Genomic DNA, 22,243 nt, shown 5'->3' with positions numbered 1-22,243 from the left:
CATATAAAAGTCGGGTATTGAAAAAAGCTTGGATTAGGATCTAAAGCTGCCAACTTTGCATCAATTCGCGGCGTCATAGCACCAGTGCATAAGGCATACCAGACTCGATAGTGACAACAGGGTAAGCTGGGTTAACTGAACGCTGACTTAACGCTCTCAATAATCTGCTCAGAGTACGGTTAACTGTGAGGCAAACAAAAAGTAAGATAAACTCAATGCATTAACTCAAAGAGACTGGCTGTTTTTGTGAAGGATAAAAGATGAACTACTGGCTGATGAAATCGGAACCCGACGAATTTAGTATCGACGATCTTAAGGCTTGCCCCAATCAAACTGAAGCTTGGTTTGGGATCCGTAACTACCAAGCACGTAACTTTATGCGAGATGCGATGCAAATTGGCGATCAAGTCTTCTTTTACCACTCAAGTTGCAAAGTCCCCGGCATCGTCGGCATTGCCGAAGTCGTGACGCAGGCCTATCCTGACAGCTCGGCCTTTGACCCTGAATCAAAATATTTTGATCCTAAGTCCGATCCACAGCAGCCACGCTGGTTAAGGGTGGATATTCGTTTCGTCAAACAATTCAAGGAAATCATCCCCTTAAGTTTGATCAAAAGTTTGCCGCAACTGGCCGATATGTACTTAGTCTCTAAAGGTTCTAGGCTGAGCATTCAACCTGTTACCGAAGAACAATGGCAAGCCGTGCTTATGCTCGCCCGCTAAGGGCGCATATTCAGCTAAAGTTCATCTAAGCTAAGCTAGATTGACCACAACCACGTAATTCCTAAGGGAGCTAGTATGAATAAATTAACTGCAACACTGATTGGCGGAGTCGTACTCAGTTTGGTCGCCCCAATGGCCGCTTTTGCAAAGAATGAGCATGAGCACGACAAGCGAGACAAAGACTTACCACCCGGCTTACAAAAGAAAGCCGATAAAGGTCAGCCTCTCCCTCCCGGATGGCAGAAAAAACTGCGTCGTGGCGATATCCTAGATTACGATATTTATGACCGCGGCCGCGTCGTAGTCCCCATCGACAGAGACGGCAGAATAAGCATTGAAGTCGAAGGTTCCATTATCAAGCTCGATGAAAAGAGCCGTAAGATCCTCGATATCATCAATGTGGTCACCTATTGATCTGAATGTGCAAACGGCTTACTGCGCACACTTAAACAGTTAAGTGTGCGCATTTTCGTTTAGGGTTAACGCCCATCGAGCATGCGGCCAAGCCCGCCGAGGACAGAACCTTCGCCGCGGTCACTACCACCAGCAGAGGGAGCGTGAGCAATAATGCGATCCGCCATCCGCGAGAAGGGTAGACTCTGCAGCCACACAGTGCCATGGCCTTTTAAGGTCGCTAAAAACAGGCCTTCACCACCAAACACCATCGATTTTAACGAGCCTGCGCGCTCGATATCGTAATCAATTCCTGGGGTAAAACCGACCAAACAACCTGTGTCAACACGTAAAGTTTCGCCTTTGAGTTCTTTCTTTATTAAAGTGCCACCCGCATGAATAAACGCCATGCCATCACCCTGTAAGCTTTGCAGAATAAAACCTTCACCACCGAAAAAGCCCGTGCCTAGGCGGCGATTAAACTTCATGCTCACTCGAGTCCCTAGGGCGGCGGCGAGGAAACTGTCTTTCTGACAAATCAGCTCTCCGCCATATTGAGCGAGATCGATAGCCAAAATCGTCCCTGGATAGGGCGCGGCAAACGCCACTTTACGTTTCTGATGCCCGAGGTTCGTAAAGTGTGTCATAAAGATGCTTTCACCCGTCAACACACGTTTACCCGCCCCCATCAACTTGCCAAAAAAGCCAGATTCAGGCTCGGAGCCGTCACCCATTTTGGCCTCGAAGCTAATGTCCTGCTCTAGATAATTCATCGCGCCGGCTTCGGCGATCACAGTCTCGTGCGGGTCAAGTTCCACCTCAACCAGCTGCATGCTGTGACCGATAATTTCATAGTCCACTTCGTGGCAACGTCTAGACATACCATTCCCTTACTCTGTTAGTCCAATTAATGTGGCAAATCGTAATCATCAGTGCCACGATATTGGACTCACTTTATGACATAAAATGTCAAAAGGCGACCGTTTTTATCCCAAGGTTGCGTCAGTAAGTTGTTTCAAAACATGACAAGTCGCAGAGGATTAACCTAAGCCCACCCCGTTAAACTGCCCTGCTTTAGCAAATTCCTCTAGGATTAATTCGGTAAAGAGTTTGCCAGCACGGCCCAAGGGGCGCTCAAGGGTCGAGACTAACTGGGGAGTAAAGGTATAGCGACTGCCACCGACAAAGTCGACTTCCACAAGCTCACCACTCAATAACTCCTCCTGCACCAGAAAATCTGGCAGCCAACCAAAGCCGAGTCCTTTTAATAACGCGTTCTTTTTCATAATAAAACCAGAAAGATAGAACACTTTATCGCCGCCAAATTGCAGCTCATCTCGATAGGTTTTATTGGGGGAGGAATCTTCGATGGTCAGCTCAACATGTTGCTGTAACTCGGGCAAACTGATGTGTTTTTGCTGAGCCAGAGGATGTGAAGCACTCGTCACCAGCACACTGGTTATCGCAGGGAGTGGCTGTGGGTGATAATAGGGGCCGGTGCGGTAGTCTTTAACCAACATCAGATCCGCGTTATCACGCTCGAATCTGTGCTGCACACCACCGAGAAACTCCATATTGAGTTGGATTTTCGTTGGAATTTGATGCTCTGCCATCCGTTTAAGTGCCGTCATAATCGGCTCCATCGGCAAGGCGCCATCGATCACTAACTCAAGCTTCGGCTCCCAACCTTCACTGAAACGACTGGCAAGATGTTCGATATTGGCAAGGTGTTGTAACAGTCTTTGCCCCTCGGCCAAGATCACCCGCCCCTCGCTTGTTAATTCGGCGCGGTATTGATCACGACTAAAAAGTTGCACACCTAAGTGCTCTTCCAGCTTTTTGACCTGATAGCTGACCGCCGATTGCGCCTTGTGTAAACGCTCGGCGGCTTTGGCAAAACTGCCCTCTTCCACCAACACTTGCAGCACATTAAAAGCATCAATATCGATGCGCATGGGGACTCCTAGGCTCTCATTAACATGTCACGGAAACGCTACGAAGCGTAAAGCAGTTAATACCATCTAATTTTTAGATGGAGATAACAGATTTATTATTCTTTTTTTTGTTCATTCAAGCAACTAAATTGATAAGAAGATCACACTAATGCAACTTGCAGCATAACGACTCGCGGTGTAGGCAAGCCTGCAGCGCAACTTTGAAGGAATCACCATGCCATTTTATGTGAAACAAGGCCAAGTCCCCCATAAGCGCCATATCGCATTTGAGAAAGAAAACGGCGAGTTATACCGTGAGGAGCTGTTTTCAACCCATGGTTTTTCCAATATTTATTCGAATAAATATCACCACAATATGCCGACTAAGGCATTGGAAGTAGCGCCCTACCGCCTCGGTCACGGTGCCCAATGGGAAGATTCATTAGTTCAAAACTACAAATTGGACTCTCGCACGGCCGATCGCGAAGGCAACTTCTTTAGTGCCCGCAACAAAATCTTTTATAACAATGATGTGGCCATCTATACCGCAAAAGTGACTCAAGACACGCCGGAGTTTTACCGCAATGCCTACGCCGATGAAGTGGTGTTTGTGCACGAAGGTGAAGGTACGCTCTACAGTGAATATGGCACTCTAGAGATCAAAAAATGGGACTACTTAGTGATCCCACGCGGCACCACACATCAGCTCAAATTCAACGATTACAGTAATGTGCGCTTATTTGTAATTGAAGCCTTTTCAATGGTGGAAGTGCCAAAACATTTCCGTAATGAATACGGTCAGTTACTCGAGTCTGCCCCCTATTGTGAACGCGATCTACGCACGCCCGTATTGCAAGATGCCGTGGTTGAACGTGGCGCCTTCCCGCTGGTATGTAAATTTGGTGATAAGTACCAACTGACTACCTTAGAGTGGCATCCCTTTGACCTTGTGGGTTGGGATGGCTGTGTTTACCCCTGGGCATTTAACATTACCGAATACGCACCAAAAGTCGGCAAAATTCACTTACCGCCTTCAGACCACTTAGTGTTTACCGCCCACAACTTTGTGGTGTGTAACTTTGTACCGCGTCCTTATGACTTCCACGAGCGTGCCATTCCTGCGCCTTACTATCACAACAATATTGATAGTGATGAAGTGCTGTACTACGTCGACGGTGACTTTATGAGTCGTACTGGGATTGAAGCCGGTTACATCACCCTACATCAAAAAGGGGTAGCGCACGGTCCACAACCCGGCCGTACCGAAGCCTCGATTGGCAAAAAAGAAACCTATGAATATGCAGTGATGGTGGACACCTTCGCCCCACTGAAATTAACCGAACATGTGCAAAATTGCATGAGTAAAGACTACAACCGCTCTTGGCTAGAAAACTAACGCTGCACCGCAGCATGAGTGAATGGCTTAACTAAGCCTACTAGCCGTAAGTCACCACAGCGAACAAGGCAAAAAGAGTGACTGCGTGTTGAATTAATCAAGAGGAACAGATCATGGCAAGCGAACTCAATCCACTGGGCTTACTCGGTATCGAATTTACCGAATTTGCCAGCCCCGATAGCGATTTTATGCACAAAGTGTTTATCGACTTTGGTTTTTCACTGCTGAAAAAAGCCAAAAATAAAGACATTTTGTACTACAAACAAAATGACATTAACTTCCTGCTTAACAACGAGCGCGAAGGATTTTCGGCAGAATTTGCCAAATCCCACGGCCCTGCCATTAGCTCTATGGGCTGGCGCGTAGAAGATGCCAGCTTTGCTCACCGTGTGGCGGTAGAGCGCGGCGCCAAAGCCGTAGCCGATTCGGCCAAGGATCTGCCTTATCCAGCCATTTATGGTATTGGTGACAGCTTAATTTATTTTATCGACACCTTCGGTGCCGACAACAATATCTATGCCACTGACTTTGAAGATTTAAGTGAGCCTGTGATCACCCAAGAGAAAGGCTTTGTCGAAGTAGACCACTTAACCAATAACGTCTACAAAGGCACCATGGAACATTGGGCTAACTTCTACAAAAACATCTTTGGTTTTACCGAAGTGCGCTACTTCGACATCAGCGGCGTACAAACCGCACTGGTGTCTTACGCCCTGCGCTCACCCGATGGCAGCTTCTGTATCCCAATTAACGAAGGTAAAGGCAACGATAAGAACCAAATCGATGAATACCTGAAGGAATACAACGGTCCAGGCGTACAACACTTAGCCTTTAGAAGCCGTGATATCGTTAAATCCTTAGATGCGATGGAAGGTAGCTCGATTCAATGCTTGGATATTATTCCTGAATATTACGACACCATTTTCGATAAAGTCCCACAAGTGACCGAAAACCGTGAGCGTATCAAGCATCACCAAATTTTGGTGGACGGCGACGAGTCAGGCTATTTATTGCAGATCTTCACTAAGAACCTGTTTGGCCCGATCTTTATCGAAATCATTCAACGTAAGAACAACTTAGGTTTTGGTGAAGGTAACTTCACCGCCCTGTTCCAATCGATTGAACGTGACCAAATGCGCCGCGGCGTACTGTAATCGCAGCCATTAATGCATAAGAAACAAAAACGGTACACACTGCGTACCGTTTTTTTATGCCCTATAGTGACCCGTTGTTTGTCACGCTTCGCGTATGGCCTTTCGATTATTGTCTTTCGACATTACCTTTTGAGTATCGCCCCTTACAGTACGCTGGAGCATCGCACTTTCGAACAAAGCTTCTTGGTGTGGTCCTTAAGCGTGATACTTTACAATCGTATTTTTGCCCTGTGCCTTGGCTTGATACAAAGCCTTATCCGCCAAATGCAGCAACGACTCGCCAGTGATACCTTGTTGATACTCCACCCAACCAATGCTCACAGTGCAGTAAATCGTGTGCTCCTCGGCTGCTATCGACATCTCTGCAAAGGATTTTCGAATACGTTCAAGCACGGGATACACCTGCTCAGCATCAATATCCCTAAGCACAAGGGCGAACTCTTCACCGCCTAGGCGCGCGGCAATATCTTGGCTACGGCTGTGATTGTGTATCAACTGCGCCAACAGCTGGATAACCCTATCGCCCACACTGTGACCATAGGTGTCGTTAATCATCTTAAAGTTATCGAGATCCAACATAGCGACCGAATAACGCACTGTCGGGCCGTTAAGATTTGTCAGCTGTGGCATAAAGCCGCGGCGATTCAGTAGCCCCGACAAGGGATCATAGAGCGCCTCTTGCACCGCAGTTTGCTTATCTCTCTCGGTTCGGCGCAGCTGTGCCCGCTGTAACGACACCCCAAAAATCGTTAATGCCGATGACAACACAAAAGCCATCATCTCCGCATTGGTTTGATATGGCGTGGCATTGATAAACGGACCATAACCCTGAGCTGTCGCTAAAATCATAAACAGCATGGAGGCGCTGCTAAACAGCGCGAGGTAAAAACGCGTGACCTCAAAGGAGAGCACAACCAATAGCGGCGGGATCACATAAAACAACCAGCCCAGATCAAACTTAACCCCCACCAAACAAAACAGTGGCAAGCCAATCAAGGGCAGAAGGATATAGCGGGTTTTGGCTATGCTTAGCACATTGGGTTCCACCCATCCGGCATACAGCTGATACACCAACACTATTCCCAGAATATCGGCAAAGAAAAACATTTGCCCCATACTCCAAAACGCGCTGGGTAAAATATAACCGCCAAGCACTAAGTTAGCGGATAACAATGCGCTGGAGCCGAAAATGGGGATGATGCCTGCGACCACCACAAACTTCATCAAGTCATTCGCACTTCCCGTCCCCTGTGGCAAGAAGCGTCTGAGTAACAACATCGACATCGCAGGCGCGAGCATATCGCTTAACGCGGCAATTGAAGTATGCAGCAGCGAAAGACCGAGGGAGTCCTGTTGCAACATGCCTTGAAAATTCAAAGTAAAACTGCCGAGGAATATCAGCATCAATGCCTTACGCCCCCACATGAGTAACATCACCAAGGCAATGCCGGAGGGCAGCCAAATCAAGGTGATATTCTCAGGTTGCAAGCTAAATAACGTTTGGCCTAAGGCGCCAGTTAGCCAATAGATAATGCCTGCGCACAGCAGTGCGATATGGCTTTGTCTTGCTGGCAACAAAGGCGAAAAAAGTGTCTTCAATCGGTAATCAACCTCAAAGAGCGCTAACGCATAAAATTAAAAGGTTTATTGGGTCGCTATTAAAGCTTATGCCATGTGCATTAAATGGCAGTACAACCAAGTTTACATATAAACTCGGCGACGGCTTTAACCTCAGCGACCAAAAGCCCTGTAGGATTGATCTTCAGTACGCATTAGAAACAGTGATTTGCTTAATCACCCTGCAAGGATTACCCACAGCCACACTATTGGCTGGAATATCTTTATTCACCACACTGCCCGCGCCAATCACACAGTTATCGCCAATGGTGACACCGGGCAATACACTGACATTACCGCCGAGCCACACATGGTGACCAATATGAATAGGCTTACCAAATTCTGTTGTAAGACGAGCAATGGGATCAATAGGATGGGTCGCAGTAGAAATCAGTACATTAGGCCCAAACATCACATGGTTGCCAATCGTGACCTGACAAACGTCGAGTATGGTTAAGTTGTGATTCGCATAAAATTGCTGGCCAATTTGGATGTTATAGCCGTAATCACAAAAGAAGTTAGGCTCGATATGGGCACAACTAGGCACATTGAGTAGCTCACGCAAGTGGGCCATGCGCGCCTCAAGCTGTGTGGGATCGGCATGATTAAATCGATGACAGAGTAATTTAGCTCGCATTCTTTCGGCGACTAAGGTTTCATCGGAGGCTTGATAGGCTTCCCCCGCCAACATTTTTTGCTTTTCTGTCATCTAAGTTCAACATTTAACCCTTGTTATAATGACGCAACCCTAACAATCGACTATCAATAATTCAAGCGCAACAACAAATCCGATGCTTTTTTTGCATCAATTGTTGTACGGTTTTACATCCAGCCAAGCTAACGTCAGCAAACAATGCCTTCAAACACGATGAAAATTAGCTCCGCTCATTCAAGCCGATTGGCTAACTCTCTCATTTTCATTACACTAGCGTTCCTTCACTCTTCTAGTAGACCGTTTAGACCATGCCAGATTTTGCCTTACTCGCAGTGTTTATCCCGACCTTTTTCTTTGTTTCTATCACCCCGGGGATGTGTATGACACTTGCCATGACGCTCGGGATGAGCATTGGTGTGCGCCGTACCCTGTGGATGATGCTCGGTGAGCTTGTTGGGGTTGCCTTGGTCGCTACCGCTGCTGTCATGGGGGTGGCGAGTATCATGCTTAACTACCCTGAGGTTTTTCAGGTATTTAAATGGGTTGGTGGCATTTACTTAGGCTATATCGGCGTACAGATGTGGCGCGCCCGAGGCAAGATGGCCATGCTCAGCGATGATGACACTAACCCAAGAGCCAGTAACTTTACGCTGATTTCACAGGGGTTTATTACCGCCATTGCTAACCCTAAGGGTTGGGCGTTTATGGTGTCGCTATTACCGCCATTTATTAATGCCGAGCGCGAGGTTGCGCCGCAGCTCCTAGCCCTACTTAGCATTATTATGGTGACAGAGTTTACTTCTATGTTGGCCTACGCCAGTGGCGGTAAGAGTCTGAGGATATTTTTAAGTCGTGGCGATAATATTCGTTGGCTAAATCGTATCGCCGGCAGCCTTATGATTGGCGTTGGCATTTGGTTAGCGGTGAGCTAGTTAAACATGCTGTCTTGAGTGATATGTGCTTAGTACATCACTCTTTTGTGTAGACCCATTCGCGTCGCGCCAACGTATTTGTTGACGCAACGCTCTACGTTTATGGTGGTTATTAGCCCTTTTTATAGGGCAACACCTCGCGCATCTGCTGCATATACACTTCCATTTGTGCAGCTTCCTCCTCGGTAAAATGTGCTATGGCTCGCTTAAAGTCGGGATGAGCAATATTGTGGTAGGAATAAAGCGCCACAGGCTCGAAGCCGCGCAGCACTTTATGTTCGCCCTGAGCGCCGGCATCAAAGATATCAATCCCATGGGCGATACAGTATTCAATACCCTGATAATAACAGGCCTCAAAGTGTAATCCCTCAAGCTCGACAATGCTGCCCCAATAACGACCAAACAGACATGTCTGCCCTTGCTCGTTGCGGCCCGTAAAATACAGCGCGCCCGCTAACATCTGCCCTTTCGCATCACTTACGACGAGCAAGACAATTTGCTCAGCCAACCGCTCGGCAATCATGTTAAAAAATGTTGGGGTTAAATAGCCACGATGGCCGGAGCGTTTAAGGTAGGTTAATTGATAACATTCAATAAAATGCTGCCATTGCTCACGGCTAATATCCGCTCCCGCGACAAACTCATAGTGCAAGCCATAGGGCTGTAGCTGGGCACGCTCCTTAAGGATGTTTTTACGCTTACGGGAGGTGAGCGCCGCTAAAAACGCGTCAAAATCTGCATAGCCACGATTATGCCAATGGAACTGGGTGCTTAAACGCTTAAGGGAAGTGGGATTGGATGCCTCAGTAAATAGCGCTTGCTGCGAAGGCGAGACAAATAAGCAATGCCAAGAGGACATTGGCGCATCCACGGTCACAAATTGCTCATTTAAGCACGTAAATACGGCGCGACTTAGCAGCTTGACCTCCGCAGCCGAAAGCGTAGGCGATAGCCCCAACCGCCGCCCCTGCACCGGTGTAAACGGAATGGCATTTAACAATTTAGGATAATATTCAAAACCATGGCGCTCATAGGCCTGCGCCCATGCCCAATCAAACACGTATTCGCCGTAGGAGTGGGATTTTTGATAAAGCGGCATCAATGCCAGCAGGGGTAAATCCATAAAATCTGCGACATCCTTTTGGCTAAAAATAACGGCATCTGGCGCTAATTCTTGTGCAAATTCACTGTCAGTTGCGTCGAACACACCTAAATGATGTGGCCGCCAGCCCGTCGCGGCACAGGCCGACAAGCTCTGCTCTAAGCTGAGTAAATAGGCATGCTGGCAGAAGGGATTATCCGTCCCCATCAATCGGTCCCAGCTGTTAGCGTCAATACTCTGCACCGCGCTGGCAAAGGCCAATATCAGTTGTCTCATTCGTTGAATTCTTATCCGTTAAACACACTAAGCAAAGATCCAAGGTTGCAATTAAGCCTAATTCTCGGCACATTGCATAGCCAAAATGAAAATAAATTCAGGATTGAATATGCGCCGCGCAGGAACTTTTAGACCTCTTATTCTCGCTATCGCCATGGCATTGCCTTTGTTGTCTTCGCCCACTCTCCATGCCGAAGAGCCTTCGATTTTCAGCCAAATGGCCACGGCACAACCCGTATGGGCAAAACATGGTATGGTCGCCAGCCAAGAAGCGCTGGCCAGCCGCACTGGCATCGAAATTTTGAAGCAAGGCGGTAATGCCGTCGATGCTGCGGTGGCGGTCGCATTCAGTTTAGCCGTCACGCTCCCCCGCGCGGGCAATATTGGTGGCGGTGGCTTTATGCTTGTCCATCTGGCCAAAGAAAACAAAACCATCGCCATCGATTACCGTGAAATGGCGCCATCAAAGGCGAAAAAAGACATATTCCTCGATGAGAATGGCGATGCGGTAACTAAATTAAGCCGTGAACATGGTCTGGCTGTCGGCGTCCCAGGCACTGTGATGGGCATGAGTTTAGCCCTTGAAAAATATGGCACTATGACCATGGCGCAAGTCACAGCGCCCGCCATCAAAATGGCGCAGGAAGGCATTAGCGTTACCCCAGATCTGGCGGTATCCCTTGCAGGCTTAAAGCGCCGAATGAGCCAATGGCCAAGCACGGCAGCCATCTTCTATAAGGCCGACGGTAGCGACTACCAAGTGGATGATATTTTAAAGCAGCCAGAACTTGCCCACTCCCTGCAACTTATCGCCGAGAAAGGCACTAAAGGGTTCTACGAAGGTGAAACCGCAGAGAAACTGGTTAAGGCCGTGCAAGACGCTGGCGGCATCATGACCTTAGCAGATTTACAACACTACAAAACCGTCGAGCGTGAACCCGTTCGTGGTCAATACCGTGGATATGAGGTGGTTTCTATGCCACCGCCATCCTCGGGCGGCGTGCACATTATCGAAATGCTTAATGTGTTGCAGCAGTTCCCAATCGATCAATTTGGCCACAACACGGCGCAAACGATTCATGTGATGGCCGAAACCATGAAGCATGCCTACGCCGATCGCAGCGAGTATTTAGGCGATCCCGATTTTTATAAGGTGCCCGTCAAGCAGTTAACCAATAAAGACTACGCCCAAAAGATTGCCAGCCAAATTGCGCTAAATAAAACCACACCTAGTACCGAAATCAAACCCGGTAATCTAGCGCCCTATGAGAGTGACCAAACCACCCACTTCTCGGTGGTCGATAAATGGGGCAATGCGGTGTCTAACACTTACACCTTAAACTTCAGTTACGGCTCGGGTTTAGTCGCCAAAGGCACGGGGATTTTACTCAATAACGAAATGGATGATTTTTCCGCTAAACCCGGCACGCCTAACGGTTACGGCTTAGTGGGTGGCGATGCCAACGCGGTGGAAGGTAATAAACGTCCGTTGAGTTCAATGAGCCCCACCATAGTGATGAAAGACGGCAAACCTTTCTTAGTGACAGGCAGCCCAGGCGGTTCACGCATCATTACCACCACGCTGCAAATCATTATGAATGTGATTGACCACGGCTTAAACATTGCCGAAGCCAGCAATGCAGCGCGGGTACACCACCAATGGCTACCCGATGAACTTAGGGTCGAAACCAGCCTGAACCGCGATACCATTTCGTTACTCGAAGCCAAAGGCCATAAGGTGAAAGTGCAATCGGCCATGGGCAGCACCCAATCCATTATGGTAACGGACCAAGGGATTTTTGGTGCCACCGATCCCCGTCATTCGGGTAGCGAAGCCGTCGGTTACTAATCGCTGATTGGCATACAAGCGTTATGTAAAAAGGTTGGATAGGAGTGATAAGGCTGATTGCCAAGCTGCTCGATATTGAGCATTCAAGCTAAGCAGTGGATATTGACTCTCTCAGTAAGAGTCAAGCAAACGACAAAAGCAGATTATTAGCAAATGCCGGGCGTTATATTCACTAATCTCCTATCACTGAGTGATGCTAAAGCCGTGTCTTATTGGACACGGCTTTAGCTTACAGGGAAGAGTATTTAAAAGTTGTAGCTTAGGCTTAACTCAATCTTTCGAGGTTCACCGAAGAAACCTTGATTGTAAAAATCAATGCTGGAGTAATATTTTTTATCAAATAAGTTATTGATATTAAGCTGAACTTTAGCATCATCCGTCAGTTGATAGCTTGTCATCAGGTTGACTAGGTAATAGCTGTCTTGCTCGGAGCGCTCGCCATTAGGACCCGCTTTATCTTTGTAAATTTTACTCTGCCAACTTAAGTTACCGCCAACGGTTAAATCCGCGAGTGCACCATCAAAGTGATAAAGTGAGGATAAACGCACCAGATCTTTAGGTAAATGAGTGCTAAAAGCTGCTCCATCCTGATCTTCTGATTTGCTATAGGTATAGCTGAAAAACAGATCCCAATTTTCTGTTGGTTTACCGTTTAGCTCAACTTCATAACCTTGGTTACTGGTTCCATCTACCAAATGCATAGGATAACTGCCACCTGGTAAGGGAAGTGCGCCATCATCGGGTTCTGCCACATTTTCTTTTTGCACTTTAAATACGGCAACACTGGCGGTCAGTTTCTCATCGAAGAAATCCCCTTTTGCCCCCAATTCAATATTGTTCCCCGTCATCGGATCTAAGCGCTTATTGTTCGCGTCCCTTGCGTCTTGCGGTAAAAATATTTCGGTATAACTGGTGTAAATCGAGATGCTATCGTTCAGGTTGTATATCAGGCCAGCATAAGGTGTAAAAACATCGCTATTGTTGTAGTCATCAGCCGCGTTTGATTCAAATTTATATTGGCTAATGCGGCCACCCAGTAACAACATCCATTGATCATGTAAATTAATTTGGGTCGCGAGATAGGCCCCCTTTTGAGTTTCCTCACCTTCCTGATAGATTGGCGTCGACGGATAATTAGGTTCGGCAATTGAGCCATCCCATTCGAAGAAGTTACCAATACTTAAACTATTCAATGGATAATAGGAATCTGCAGTCGTATCTTGCTTAGAATACAATAAACCCGCAGTCAATTTATGCTCGCGGCCAAAGAGCTCAAATGGCCCTGAGGCAAATAGTCGTGCGGCATCTTGTTTACGTGTCGATTGGTAGATCATCGCCGATGATTTCATACCTAAGCCAGTCGTTTTATCTGGCGCACCATAGAGATACAGCAAGTGGCCGTCCATCTCATCTTCACGATGTTCGACGTCAAATTTAAGGTCCCAATTATTATCAAAATCATGTTCAAGCGTGGCAAAGACATTCGCGCCATTCCGTTGCCAACTCGACCAAGAGGCAGCCGTTGTGGTCGAGCGAGGTAAATCATTGGCTAAGCTGCCATCGGCATAAAATAGCGGGATACCACCCCAAGTTGAGCCTTTTGGATCACGATCACTGTAATCGGCACCTAGGGTAAATAAGGTATTGTCACCGAGTTTTGCCGTTATAACACCATAAATTTGGAGGTTTTCATCTTCGGCAAGATCAATGTAACTATCTGATTTTTCATAGGCAGCAGCAAAACGAGCCTGCACAGCACCACTATCTGTCACATCAACAGAGGCATCGCCTTCAACTCGGTAACTATCCCATGAACCGACTTTTGCGCTGACATAACCACCAGGCGCAGATTTAGGCCGTTTACGGATAAGGTTAATGGCCGCCGATGGTTCACCCGCCCCCGTTAAGAGTCCGGTTGCACCACGAACAACCTCTACGCGATCAAATAATATGGTGTCAGTTGAAGCGTCATTAAAGAAACTCGAATAGTTAACGGGCACGCCATCAAACTGAAAATTAGTAATGGGATTTCCGCGGGAGCTAAAGAAATAGCGATTAGTTTCAGCTTTTTGAGCATAAACCCCTGGGGTTAAAAACATTAAATCGGCAACACTATCCAGTGAGAAACTCTGAATAAACTCTTGATCGATAATGGTAACGGATTGCGGAGTTTCCCTAAGAGTTAAGGGTAAACCTGTTGCCGTTGCGGCCTTATCTAATCGACTCCCCTTGATACTAATGACCTCAATATTGGTCGCGGACTTGTCCTCACTGGCATAGGTGCCTGGTACGAATAAAAAACTCGCAATGAGTGTCGCTAACAGCGTTTTTTGCATCATGATTCCCCATCATTGTTTTTGAGAGATGCATTTTAATTGAAAATAATTATCAATACACAAGAATGATAACAATTCTCATTACATTTACACTCAAAGTTTGTAAAAATGTCGGGAGCATCACATGCTAAAGGCGAGTCCTCATTGTTGGTCGATGTTGCATGGCTTAGTAGCATCGCCATCCAGATTTATTCGATATCGTCTGTTTTATGGTTCTTTAGGATTCACTAAGTAAGTGGTAAAACTGGCCAATTACCCACCGCCATAGCACTCAATCATGATAAATAAGATTGACTCAGCCTTAACTCGCTCTTTATTATCAAGCTCTAACATATGAATTAAAAAGGAATTTATTGTGTCAATTGTATCGCTGATTTTGCTATTGCTCTTAGCTAGCATGATGTTTTTCGGCATGTTGAGTTATTCACTCGGGCGCAAAAAAACGACAAACCCTAAGCTCACAGGGATGCTAGGCGCAGTACTGGGATTATTCCCGTTATTGGGCGTTATTTTTTTGATTGTCTTAGTGCTAAAAGAAGACATTACAGCCCCAAGCCTCCCCCAAGGATAATAGCCTGCTCTAGCTAAAATGCGGTTAACCGACCTGAATTTATTCCACACTTAATTTAGCCAGACCATATAGTCGCAATGAGTTTTTAGCCAGAAGAATGCTTCGAGAGACAGTTGGGATTGTGTTGATTTCAACTGTCATTTTCGGATGTCGATTTTAAAGAAGATACTTGCTCATTTTGGGACAAAAGCATGTTAGATTCCCAACTCTAATTTTTGAGTTGCAGATTAAAACTTCTATGGTGATAACTCTTCAAGAAAGGGTGCTGGTTACGTCGTCCCGCTTGCTTGACTTGTTAACTGTTACGTACCTTTCGGCTAGCTTTGTAATCACGTTGTAACCCCATGTGCTAATGAAATCGGATTTTTCGATTTCTCTTGCAATGCCTACTACGTTATAACCAGAGCCAATAATTACACTGCCTGTTTCAGTAATGCTTTTTATATGTACGGCTCCAGTTTCGATGATGTTAGCACCTTTGATTTGGCTTAATGTTGGCGGTGCCTCACCAAACCAATCTAACAGGCCCACAAAGAACAAACGTGTATCGGTTTTACCTTGACGCAATAATTTAGCTAGTACCACGCCGCAGCCAAAACCACCTTGTTCAAGAGGCACAGCCCAAAACTGTCCTTGCTCAAGGTAGCTTGTTGATTTAGGTTTGAGTGGATATTCGATGCTCATTGTTTTGTACTGTTAACGCCCGCCACAAACGCGAGCAACGTGGTGCGAGTCGAGCGCCCAACGGACGCGCTTTTGATGGCGACTGTTATGTTTTTCTACTAAAAGCATAGTTACCAATCGGCCGCATATTCTTTATTCGCTTTAAACGCTTCGACCTCTAAAGGTGCTTTGTCGTACCCATATTCTGCTAATTCCGAGAAGTGCTGAGTTATTATATGGCTGAGATTGCCTCGTTCAATTTGAAGTACATGAACCAATTCATGGGCTAGCTTTGGCCTATTTAATTCATAACCATTGCGAACATAAATTGAGTATCCGAACACTTGAGCATTGTTGATAACGCCTTCACCAATAAATCCGAGTGCTTCACCTAGTGTTTTCAGCGCAAAGTTTTCGTATGGGAACGGAACTTCATCCACATACACAATCCTTATTTTTTTGGGGTTTTGAATTCCTATTTCTTCTGCTAAAGACAATTCTTGTGCATTAAGAGGTATTCCAGACTCCAAACCTTTTTTATCAGTTTCATATGCCCAGTCAATATACTGTGGTAGTAATATATTTGAGATAAGTTTCTCGTATGACAGTACTGCTATGATAATGGCAACGACCAATATGAGCGTTGTAAACCTGATGAACTTCATGTACTTCAAATCCTTTTCTAAAAAATCTAGTGAACTACGGAAGAAACATAACGCCCGCCACACAGGCTAGCAACTTGTTGCGAGTCCAGCGCCGCAGGCGCGATGTGCTGGCGTTTGTTATGCATTTTGCGGCAATGCCTCTGAAATGGCCTTTTTCATTAGTTCATCATCATTAAGTAATTCACGGTAGTTTTCGTAAGGCAAGTTTCCATCGTTTACTTGCCTCACAACAAAGATCTGCATTCGCCACGGATCTGGGTCGGGTTTGTCAAAATCAAAATCGATCCCTCCAACATCAGGAGTTTTAAAAACATCTACACCGATACCGTGAGTTCGAATATACCAAACTGTTCCTGGCACTAATTTGCAGCCACGATTTTCGCTAGAAAGAATGTCCTCAGCTTTCGATAGACCGAATCCAAGTCGAATTAGCTCTTTCGCCCAGCTCATCTGGGCATACCATAATGGAATGACCGCTGAGATTGGATTCGTACTCATGACATCCTTAATGCATAACATTTTTTCGTGCGCATGCGCGTTTACCTCGTTGGACCAGTGAAAACGCGCACAGTTAACTATCTGTATGCAAAGAACTTATCAGCTTTCTGCCAAGTACACCATCTGGAAAAACACGCATGCGCGTTTTCCAAACCTATTAACTAAAACTCAGTCTCTATAGTTAGTTGATTTTATGAAGTTTTATTTATTGCGGATTGAATTAGTGCGCACTGTTCCAACCTTAAAATCATACAAAATACCTAAATTTAAATATGACTGTATAGCCATACATTATTAGCTGAATTCTGGTAAGGCCAAACATAGGTAAATAGATAATAATTTGTATGGCAACTGGAGTAGGTATTTTCGATTGAGATAACGAGCCGAAACACGGAAAGGGGCATGAGCTTTTTAGCCGGATAAACTATTCAATGGTCGTAAAGATTGTCATTGTTGCAACTGTGACCGTTGGCGGCATGGATGCCGCCGTCGAGCCCTCAGGGAGGAGTTTATGGCGTGTCACAGGGGAAACAATGACAATTCATCCTGCACACCAGACGACAAACTTACTAGTTTTGGGGCAAAAGCTTTTAGCCAGATGAACTGTTGTTATCTTGTTTTAACGATTAAATAGTAATGGCGGCTATTTCGGATTAGCCGCCATTATCTTATAAACCGATGAGTCTTGGCGTGAACTCAGCGCCTTTCACCTTCTTGTGTATTTCACCCATAACTTCAATTAATCACATTAAAAAACGCACTATTTTGCAGCGGTTAACTCAATAAAGGCGGCGGTGTACATTTTCAGATTTAGCATAAACTGTTTATGGGTAATAAATTCTTTCTCCGTGTGACCCGTGTATTCCACGCCCGGCATGGCGGGGCCAAAACTTAAGGCGTTGGGGAATAATTTACTGTTGGTTGAGCCGCCAATGGCCACAGGTTTGGGAGATGCTATGCCGGTAAAGTGGGCAAATACATCGAGTAAGGTCTGCTGATGCGGTGCATCTTTCATCACCATAGGTTCGCCCCAATAACTTTCCACATCAATGAGTGTCACTTGATGCTCAGCTTGCCATTTGTTCAGCGCGTCCTTGGCTTGGGCTGAGAGTAACTCAGGCGTTTTGCCCACTGGGCGACGTAAATTAATGGTGACTTCCGTCCCTTTACTCGTTTGCGCAACAACAGTTGGAGCCAGCGTTAAAGCGCCCATAAAATCATCTTTATAGGCCAGCTCGCCAAACTGCTCGGCATAAATCCCCAACCCCACTAACTCATTCATGGCGGCGACGGTTAAAGCCGCCGTGGTTTTAGGCCAAGTATATGGCTGCAGTAACGCGGCCAAATGCGTCACGGCATTCACCCCATCTTCTGGTGTGGAGGAATGGGCCGCCTTACCGTCGGCAAAAATATGCAAGTCGCACACGGCCTGCTCGCAAGTTCGCTCGAATCGATACTTCATCCCCTGTTGGTTGGCCGCGCTCGACTGTAACTGTGCCAATAAGCTTGGGGTGATGGCATGAATTTTCGCCTCGGCTTGCTGTGGTACTTGGCTAGCAAAATAACCGCCTGAGAATGCCGTTAGGCTCGGGACATTCGCTGCCGCGCCCTGCTCCTGCGTTGGCTCGAGATTCGGTACAGTAAACCCAATCTTACTCCAACCCTTTTCGGCGGTAACCACAGGATACTCGGCATCTATGGTGATATTCATCTGCGCAGGGGTGTAATGGGCTAAAAAGGCCTTTAGCGGATCCCAATCGGACTCTTCGGCTAAATACACCAACAGCTCAATGCGTTTTTCCCGTTTGAGTTGTTTATCTTTGATGGCCTTCATCGCATACATGGCGGTGACAATCGCGCCTTTATCATCTTCGGTGCCACGACCTATCAGCTTGCCAGGTTCAGACTCGGTATCCAGCACATAGGGGCTTTTGGCCCAGAGCGCGGGATTGGCGGGCTGCACATCGCCGTGGGTGACGATGCCCAATTTCTCAACCTGTGAGCGTTGGGCATCGACAACATTGGCATCGAGGCCAATCAGCACCACATAACCGTGATCGGCATAATCGAGTCCGAGTTCTTGGCTCAAGCTTTTTAAACTCGACTTAAAACCAATAAAGGCAGGGTTGGTATCGGGCGTTTGCCCTTCCACCGCTTGGGTATTAAAACTGATTAAATGCGCCAGACTCTCGACCATCTGCGCGTCATAGGTGCTCACCGCATAATCGGCCACCTTAAGCGCATCTTGGCTAAGCGTGATTGGCGATGCTGCAGCTTGCGTCGATGTCCACAGCGCAGCGGCTAATAGGGAATAAGAAAAACGACGACAAAGGCTCGTATAGTTAAACTGAGGCAATTCCATAGAGGTCCTATTTATTATTTGTATGATTAGGGACTTACATTAAAACGCACCAAAGCAATGGCTTTATCCTTTACCCAATATTGCCTTAGTGCGCGGCTCAGTTTGCCATAGTTCTTCCGTTAAAAACCGCAGACTAACCATTTGTTACAAACAAAACACAAAATCGATGGAACCCTTAGTCGGATACATGCTAAATAGTCACCTTAAAATAACATTAATGGTCTGCAGTACCATTAATCCAACAGAATAATAATCACCTAACGGGGAATTGACATGAAGGGACTAAGCCTAAAATCACAGGCCCTTAACGCGCGCACACTCAAACCAGGCGCTATTAAACTGACCTTTAGCGCCATCACACTCGCCCTCGCCTTAAGTGGCTGCAGTGCACAGCACAGCGATACTGCGGCGCAGGCGACAGTCGCACCGAATGCCATGTCGGCGCAAATCATCAGCCAAAATGCCAGCAACCCTTTCTTTAAACCCTATGATACGTTTATGGAAATTCCGGCCTTCGACAAGATAAAGCCAGAACATTTCCTCCCAGCATTTAAGGCGGGTATCGCCCAGCAACACGAAGAAATTCAAGCGATTGTAGATAACAAAGACAAACCTACCTTCGCCAACACCATCGAAGCGATGGAGTTTTCTGGCGATCTCGTCACCCGCGTATCCAACGTCTTCTTTAACTTAACTGGCGCAGATACCACTCCTGAGCTGCAAGCGATTTCCAAGGAAGTCTCGCCGATGTTATCGTCTGCCGAAGACGATATCTTATTGAACGATAAACTGTTTCAACGTGTTAAAGCCGTTTACGACAGCAAAGGCAGCCTAAAGCTCAATACGGCGCAGGCCAAATTACTCGAAGACACCTATAAATCGTTCACCCGTGGCGGTGCTAACCTCAGCGAGCAGGATAAAACCAAGCTGCGCGCCCTGAATGAAGAAATCGGCAAGCTTAACTTAGCCTTTGGTGACAATCTGTTAGCCGAAACCAATGCCTTCGAACTAGTGATTGATAAGCAAGCTGACCTGTCTGGTTTACCCGCCGATGTGATTGCCACTGCCGCCGAAACCGCGAAAAAGCGTGGCCATGAAGGCAAATGGGTATTTACCACCTCACGCCCTTCTATCACGCCGTTTTTAACCTATGCCGATAATCGCGAACTACGCGAAAAGCTCTATAAGGGTTATATCGAGCGCGGTAACAACAATAATGCCAATGATAACAAAGTCATTCTGGCAAAAATTGCCGCACTGCGCGCCGAACGTGCACAGCTCATGGGCTATAAAACCCATGCGGATTTTGTGTTAGAAGAGCGCACCGCCAAGACGCCTGAAAATGTTTATGGCTTACTCAACAAAGTCTGGCCAGCAGCCCTTGCCCAAGCCAAGGCCGAAGTTGCGGATATGCAGGCGTTAATCGATAGCCAAGGCGGCAAGTTTAAACTGCAAGCTTGGGATTGGGATTACTACGCCGACAAAATCCGTGTTGCGAAGTACAGCTTTAACGAGCAACAAACTCGCCCTTATTTCTCCCTCGACAGCACTTTAAAAGGCGTGTTCTACACGGCCAATCGCCTCTATGGTTTAACCTTTAAAGAACGTACCGACTTACCCAAATACAACCCCGAGGTGCGTACTTGGGAAGTGTACGATAAAGACGGCAAGCTTATGGCCATCTTTATGGGTGACTATTTTACCCGTGATAGCAAACGCGGCGGCGCCTGGATGAACTCGTTCCGCAAGCAATACCATATGAACGGTGTCGATTCGAAACCCATTATTGTTAACGTGTTGAACTACCCTCGCCCAGCGGGTAATGAGCCAGCGTTACTCACCTTCGATGAAGCCAGCACCCTGTTCCATGAGTTTGGCCATGCGCTCCACGGCATGTTATCCAATGTCGAATATCGCTCACAAGGCGGAACGGCAGTACCTCGCGACTATGTAGAGTTCCCTTCACAGGTCAACGAAAACTGGATGACTCAGCCTGAAGTGCTCGCGCAATTTGCGAAGCACTACAAAACTGGTGAAGTGATCCCGCAGGAACTGGTGAAAAAAATCCAAGCCGCCAGCAAATTCAACCAAGGCTTTGCGACCGTTGAATATATGGCCGCCACTAAGCTCGATTTAGATTGGCACACCCTAACCGATACCACGCCTAAGGATGCCGCCAAGTTTGAGGCCGACTCCTTAGCCGCCATGGGATTGATTAATGAGATCAGCCCACGTTACCGCAGCACTTACTTCTCGCATATCTTCGCGGGGGGTTATTCAGCCGGTTACTACAGCTACCTCTGGTCAGATATTTTAGGCGCCGATGCCTTTGAAGCCTTTAAAGAAAATGGCATTTTCGATAAAGCGACGGCCGATGCCTTCCGTAACAACATCTTGTCTAAGGGTGGCAGTGACGACCCTATGCTGATGTATAAAAACTTCCGTGGTAAAGAAGCTGGCATTGAGCCGCTACTACGTAGTCGTGGTCTGTTAGCGGAGTAATCGCATTCCCTAAGGGAAAAGCAAAAGAGATAAAAATGGGGAGCTAAGCTCCCCATTTTATTGCGCGTAGACGCACTCACTCGCACATAAAACCACTGCTTAGCTAAACAGCTCCACCGGCGCATCGTTAGGGGTAAGCTGCAACTGGGTTTCAAACGACATGCCTAATTTATTCAGCAGCGACTTAGAGGCCTGATTATGCGGGCTGACGATCGCGACAATCCGTTCAATCCCTAAGGTTTTACCAAACTCCAGTGAGGCCTTAGCGGCTTCAAACGCATAACCTTTACCCCAATACTGCGGCAAAAAGGCATAGCCTAAGTCCACATCCGCCAGCGTTGGCCGTTTAATCAGGCCGCAAATGCCAATCGGAAAACCATTTTCGGCCAGCACCACGGCAAACAAACCAAAACCATGCTCGCGATAGCTAATCGCGGGTCCATTAGCGATATAGTCCTTGGCATCTTGCAAACTACGCACGCCCTTATCACCGATATTGTCGATAAATCCTTGGGTGTTGAGTAATACCAAAATAAATGACGCATCATCGGGCGTTAACTGCCGCAGCAGCAATCTGGGGGTTTGGGCAACTTGCATACTAAGGACTCCCATTCAG

Annotated in this window: 19 protein-coding genes; 8 read left to right on the top strand and 11 right to left on the bottom strand. The window is 46.8% G+C overall.

Going from position 1 to position 22,243, the window contains the following annotated elements; genetic code table 11:
* Positions 1–260: 260 nt before the first annotated feature.
* Both M0415_RS03410 and M0415_RS03405 read left to right on the top strand, forming a co-directional pair.
* Complete coding sequence (locus tag M0415_RS03410) at positions 261–722, top strand: EVE domain-containing protein (RefSeq protein ID WP_249555638.1); 462 nt, start codon at positions 261–263, stop codon at positions 720–722.
* A 75-nt stretch (positions 723–797) separates the two neighbouring features.
* Positions 798–1,136: a hypothetical protein gene (locus M0415_RS03405; RefSeq protein WP_011717400.1), complete on the top strand. Its 339-nt coding sequence runs from the start codon at positions 798–800 to the stop codon at positions 1,134–1,136.
* A 65-nt stretch (positions 1,137–1,201) separates the two neighbouring features.
* Here the strand turns inward: M0415_RS03405 and M0415_RS03400 are convergent, their stop codons facing one another.
* Positions 1,202–1,996 carry a TIGR00266 family protein gene (locus M0415_RS03400; RefSeq protein ID WP_011717401.1) on the bottom strand — a complete coding sequence of 265 codons (795 nt, stop codon included), beginning with the start codon at positions 1,994–1,996 and terminating at the stop codon, positions 1,202–1,204.
* 159 nt (positions 1,997–2,155) lie between these two features.
* On the bottom strand, positions 2,156–3,070 hold the full coding sequence (locus M0415_RS03395) for a LysR family transcriptional regulator (RefSeq protein ID WP_088211568.1): 915 nt from the start codon (positions 3,068–3,070) through the stop codon (positions 2,156–2,158).
* Between the two features lie 214 nt (positions 3,071–3,284).
* Here M0415_RS03395 and M0415_RS03390 point away from each other — a divergent pair, with 214 nt between their 5' ends.
* Together M0415_RS03390 and hppD are read left to right on the top strand one after the other, a co-directional pair.
* Positions 3,285–4,445: a homogentisate 1,2-dioxygenase gene (locus tag M0415_RS03390; RefSeq protein ID WP_089067590.1), complete on the top strand. Its 1,161-nt coding sequence runs from the start codon at positions 3,285–3,287 to the stop codon at positions 4,443–4,445.
* A gap of 113 nt (positions 4,446–4,558) precedes the next feature.
* Complete coding sequence (gene hppD / locus M0415_RS03385; RefSeq protein WP_011623053.1) at positions 4,559–5,599, top strand: 4-hydroxyphenylpyruvate dioxygenase; 1,041 nt, start codon at positions 4,559–4,561, stop codon at positions 5,597–5,599.
* A gap of 195 nt (positions 5,600–5,794) precedes the next feature.
* Here hppD and M0415_RS03380 read toward each other — a convergent pair whose 3' ends face one another.
* The gene (locus tag M0415_RS03380) at positions 5,795–7,198 is read right to left on the bottom strand and encodes a GGDEF domain-containing protein (RefSeq protein WP_249555646.1); all 1,404 of its coding nucleotides are present in this window, start codon (positions 7,196–7,198) and stop codon (positions 5,795–5,797) included.
* Between the two features lie 163 nt (positions 7,199–7,361).
* A complete protein-coding gene (locus M0415_RS03375) occupies positions 7,362–7,925 on the bottom strand; it encodes a sugar O-acetyltransferase (protein ID WP_249555648.1) in 564 nt (187 codons plus the stop codon).
* A gap of 254 nt (positions 7,926–8,179) precedes the next feature.
* Here M0415_RS03375 and M0415_RS03370 point away from each other — a divergent pair, with 254 nt between their 5' ends.
* Positions 8,180–8,803: a LysE family translocator gene (locus M0415_RS03370; protein ID WP_011626464.1), complete on the top strand. Its 624-nt coding sequence runs from the start codon at positions 8,180–8,182 to the stop codon at positions 8,801–8,803.
* Between the two features lie 112 nt (positions 8,804–8,915).
* Here M0415_RS03370 and M0415_RS03365 read toward each other — a convergent pair whose 3' ends face one another.
* Positions 8,916–10,181 (bottom strand): GNAT family N-acetyltransferase, encoded by a 1,266-nt coding sequence (locus tag M0415_RS03365; protein WP_249555650.1) that lies wholly within the window; start codon positions 10,179–10,181, stop codon positions 8,916–8,918.
* Positions 10,182–10,290: 109 nt separating this feature from the next.
* On the opposite strand from M0415_RS03365, the gene ggt reads away from it, so the two are divergent.
* Positions 10,291–12,030: a gamma-glutamyltransferase gene (gene ggt, locus M0415_RS03360; protein ID WP_249555652.1), complete on the top strand. Its 1,740-nt coding sequence runs from the start codon at positions 10,291–10,293 to the stop codon at positions 12,028–12,030.
* 245 nt (positions 12,031–12,275) lie between these two features.
* On the opposite strand, the gene M0415_RS03355 is transcribed toward ggt, so the two are convergent.
* Complete coding sequence (locus M0415_RS03355; RefSeq protein WP_425383157.1) at positions 12,276–14,366, bottom strand: TonB-dependent siderophore receptor; 2,091 nt, start codon at positions 14,364–14,366, stop codon at positions 12,276–12,278.
* 355 nt (positions 14,367–14,721) lie between these two features.
* Here M0415_RS03355 and M0415_RS03350 point away from each other — a divergent pair, with 355 nt between their 5' ends.
* Positions 14,722–14,937, top strand: coding sequence for a hypothetical protein (locus M0415_RS03350; RefSeq protein WP_249555656.1), 216 nt, complete (start codon positions 14,722–14,724; stop codon positions 14,935–14,937).
* A 252-nt stretch (positions 14,938–15,189) separates the two neighbouring features.
* Here M0415_RS03350 and M0415_RS03345 read toward each other — a convergent pair whose 3' ends face one another.
* The 4 genes from M0415_RS03345 to M0415_RS03330 all read right to left on the bottom strand — a co-directional run bounded on the left by M0415_RS03345 (position 15,190) and on the right by M0415_RS03330 (position 19,125).
* Positions 15,190–15,621, bottom strand: coding sequence for an Imm26 family immunity protein (locus tag M0415_RS03345; RefSeq protein WP_249555658.1), 432 nt, complete (start codon positions 15,619–15,621; stop codon positions 15,190–15,192).
* A 110-nt stretch (positions 15,622–15,731) separates the two neighbouring features.
* Positions 15,732–16,265, bottom strand: coding sequence for a hypothetical protein (locus M0415_RS03340; protein WP_249555660.1), 534 nt, complete (start codon positions 16,263–16,265; stop codon positions 15,732–15,734).
* Between the two features lie 117 nt (positions 16,266–16,382).
* Positions 16,383–16,763: a DUF6896 domain-containing protein gene (locus tag M0415_RS03335; protein WP_249555662.1), complete on the bottom strand. Its 381-nt coding sequence runs from the start codon at positions 16,761–16,763 to the stop codon at positions 16,383–16,385.
* Between the two features lie 760 nt (positions 16,764–17,523).
* Positions 17,524–19,125 carry a dipeptidase gene (locus M0415_RS03330; RefSeq protein WP_249555664.1) on the bottom strand — a complete coding sequence of 534 codons (1,602 nt, stop codon included), beginning with the start codon at positions 19,123–19,125 and terminating at the stop codon, positions 17,524–17,526.
* A gap of 273 nt (positions 19,126–19,398) precedes the next feature.
* Between M0415_RS03330 and M0415_RS03325 the strand changes: the two genes are divergently transcribed.
* Complete coding sequence (locus M0415_RS03325) at positions 19,399–21,627, top strand: M3 family metallopeptidase (protein WP_249555666.1); 2,229 nt, start codon at positions 19,399–19,401, stop codon at positions 21,625–21,627.
* 99 nt (positions 21,628–21,726) lie between these two features.
* Here the strand turns inward: M0415_RS03325 and M0415_RS03320 are convergent, their stop codons facing one another.
* Positions 21,727–22,224: a GNAT family N-acetyltransferase gene (locus M0415_RS03320; protein WP_164717868.1), complete on the bottom strand. Its 498-nt coding sequence runs from the start codon at positions 22,222–22,224 to the stop codon at positions 21,727–21,729.
* Positions 22,225–22,243: the final 19 nt, after the last annotated feature.

The organism is Shewanella sp. 10B (assembly GCF_023475885.1).
Lineage (GTDB): Bacteria > Pseudomonadota > Gammaproteobacteria > Enterobacterales > Shewanellaceae > Shewanella > Shewanella mangrovisoli.
The sequence above is the reverse complement of the archived record's forward strand: the minus strand, read 5'-3'. Positions and strand labels throughout refer to the sequence as shown.

Coding starts and splice junctions, on each gene's coding strand:
- M0415_RS03375 (WP_249555648.1), bottom strand. CDS start 7,925: ATGACAGAAAAGCAAAAAATGTTGGCGGGGGAAGCCTATCAAGCCTCC.
- M0415_RS03390 (WP_089067590.1), top strand. CDS start 3,285: ATGCCATTTTATGTGAAACAAGGCCAAGTCCCCCATAAGCGCCATATC.
- M0415_RS03395 (WP_088211568.1), bottom strand. CDS start 3,070: ATGCGCATCGATATTGATGCTTTTAATGTGCTGCAAGTGTTGGTGGAA.
- M0415_RS03340 (WP_249555660.1), bottom strand. CDS start 16,265: ATGAAGTTCATCAGGTTTACAACGCTCATATTGGTCGTTGCCATTATC.
- ggt (WP_249555652.1), top strand. CDS start 10,291: ATGCGCCGCGCAGGAACTTTTAGACCTCTTATTCTCGCTATCGCCATG.
- M0415_RS03335 (WP_249555662.1), bottom strand. CDS start 16,763: ATGAGTACGAATCCAATCTCAGCGGTCATTCCATTATGGTATGCCCAG.
- M0415_RS03370 (WP_011626464.1), top strand. CDS start 8,180: ATGCCAGATTTTGCCTTACTCGCAGTGTTTATCCCGACCTTTTTCTTT.
- M0415_RS03320 (WP_164717868.1), bottom strand. CDS start 22,224: ATGCAAGTTGCCCAAACCCCCAGATTGCTGCTGCGGCAGTTAACGCCC.
- M0415_RS03400 (WP_011717401.1), bottom strand. CDS start 1,996: ATGTCTAGACGTTGCCACGAAGTGGACTATGAAATTATCGGTCACAGC.
- M0415_RS03410 (WP_249555638.1), top strand. CDS start 261: ATGAACTACTGGCTGATGAAATCGGAACCCGACGAATTTAGTATCGAC.
- M0415_RS03330 (WP_249555664.1), bottom strand. CDS start 19,125: ATGGAATTGCCTCAGTTTAACTATACGAGCCTTTGTCGTCGTTTTTCT.
- M0415_RS03405 (WP_011717400.1), top strand. CDS start 798: ATGAATAAATTAACTGCAACACTGATTGGCGGAGTCGTACTCAGTTTG.
- M0415_RS03345 (WP_249555658.1), bottom strand. CDS start 15,621: ATGAGCATCGAATATCCACTCAAACCTAAATCAACAAGCTACCTTGAG.
- M0415_RS03355 (WP_425383157.1), bottom strand. CDS start 14,366: ATGCAAAAAACGCTGTTAGCGACACTCATTGCGAGTTTTTTATTCGTA.
- M0415_RS03365 (WP_249555650.1), bottom strand. CDS start 10,181: ATGAGACAACTGATATTGGCCTTTGCCAGCGCGGTGCAGAGTATTGAC.
- hppD (WP_011623053.1), top strand. CDS start 4,559: ATGGCAAGCGAACTCAATCCACTGGGCTTACTCGGTATCGAATTTACC.
- M0415_RS03325 (WP_249555666.1), top strand. CDS start 19,399: ATGAAGGGACTAAGCCTAAAATCACAGGCCCTTAACGCGCGCACACTC.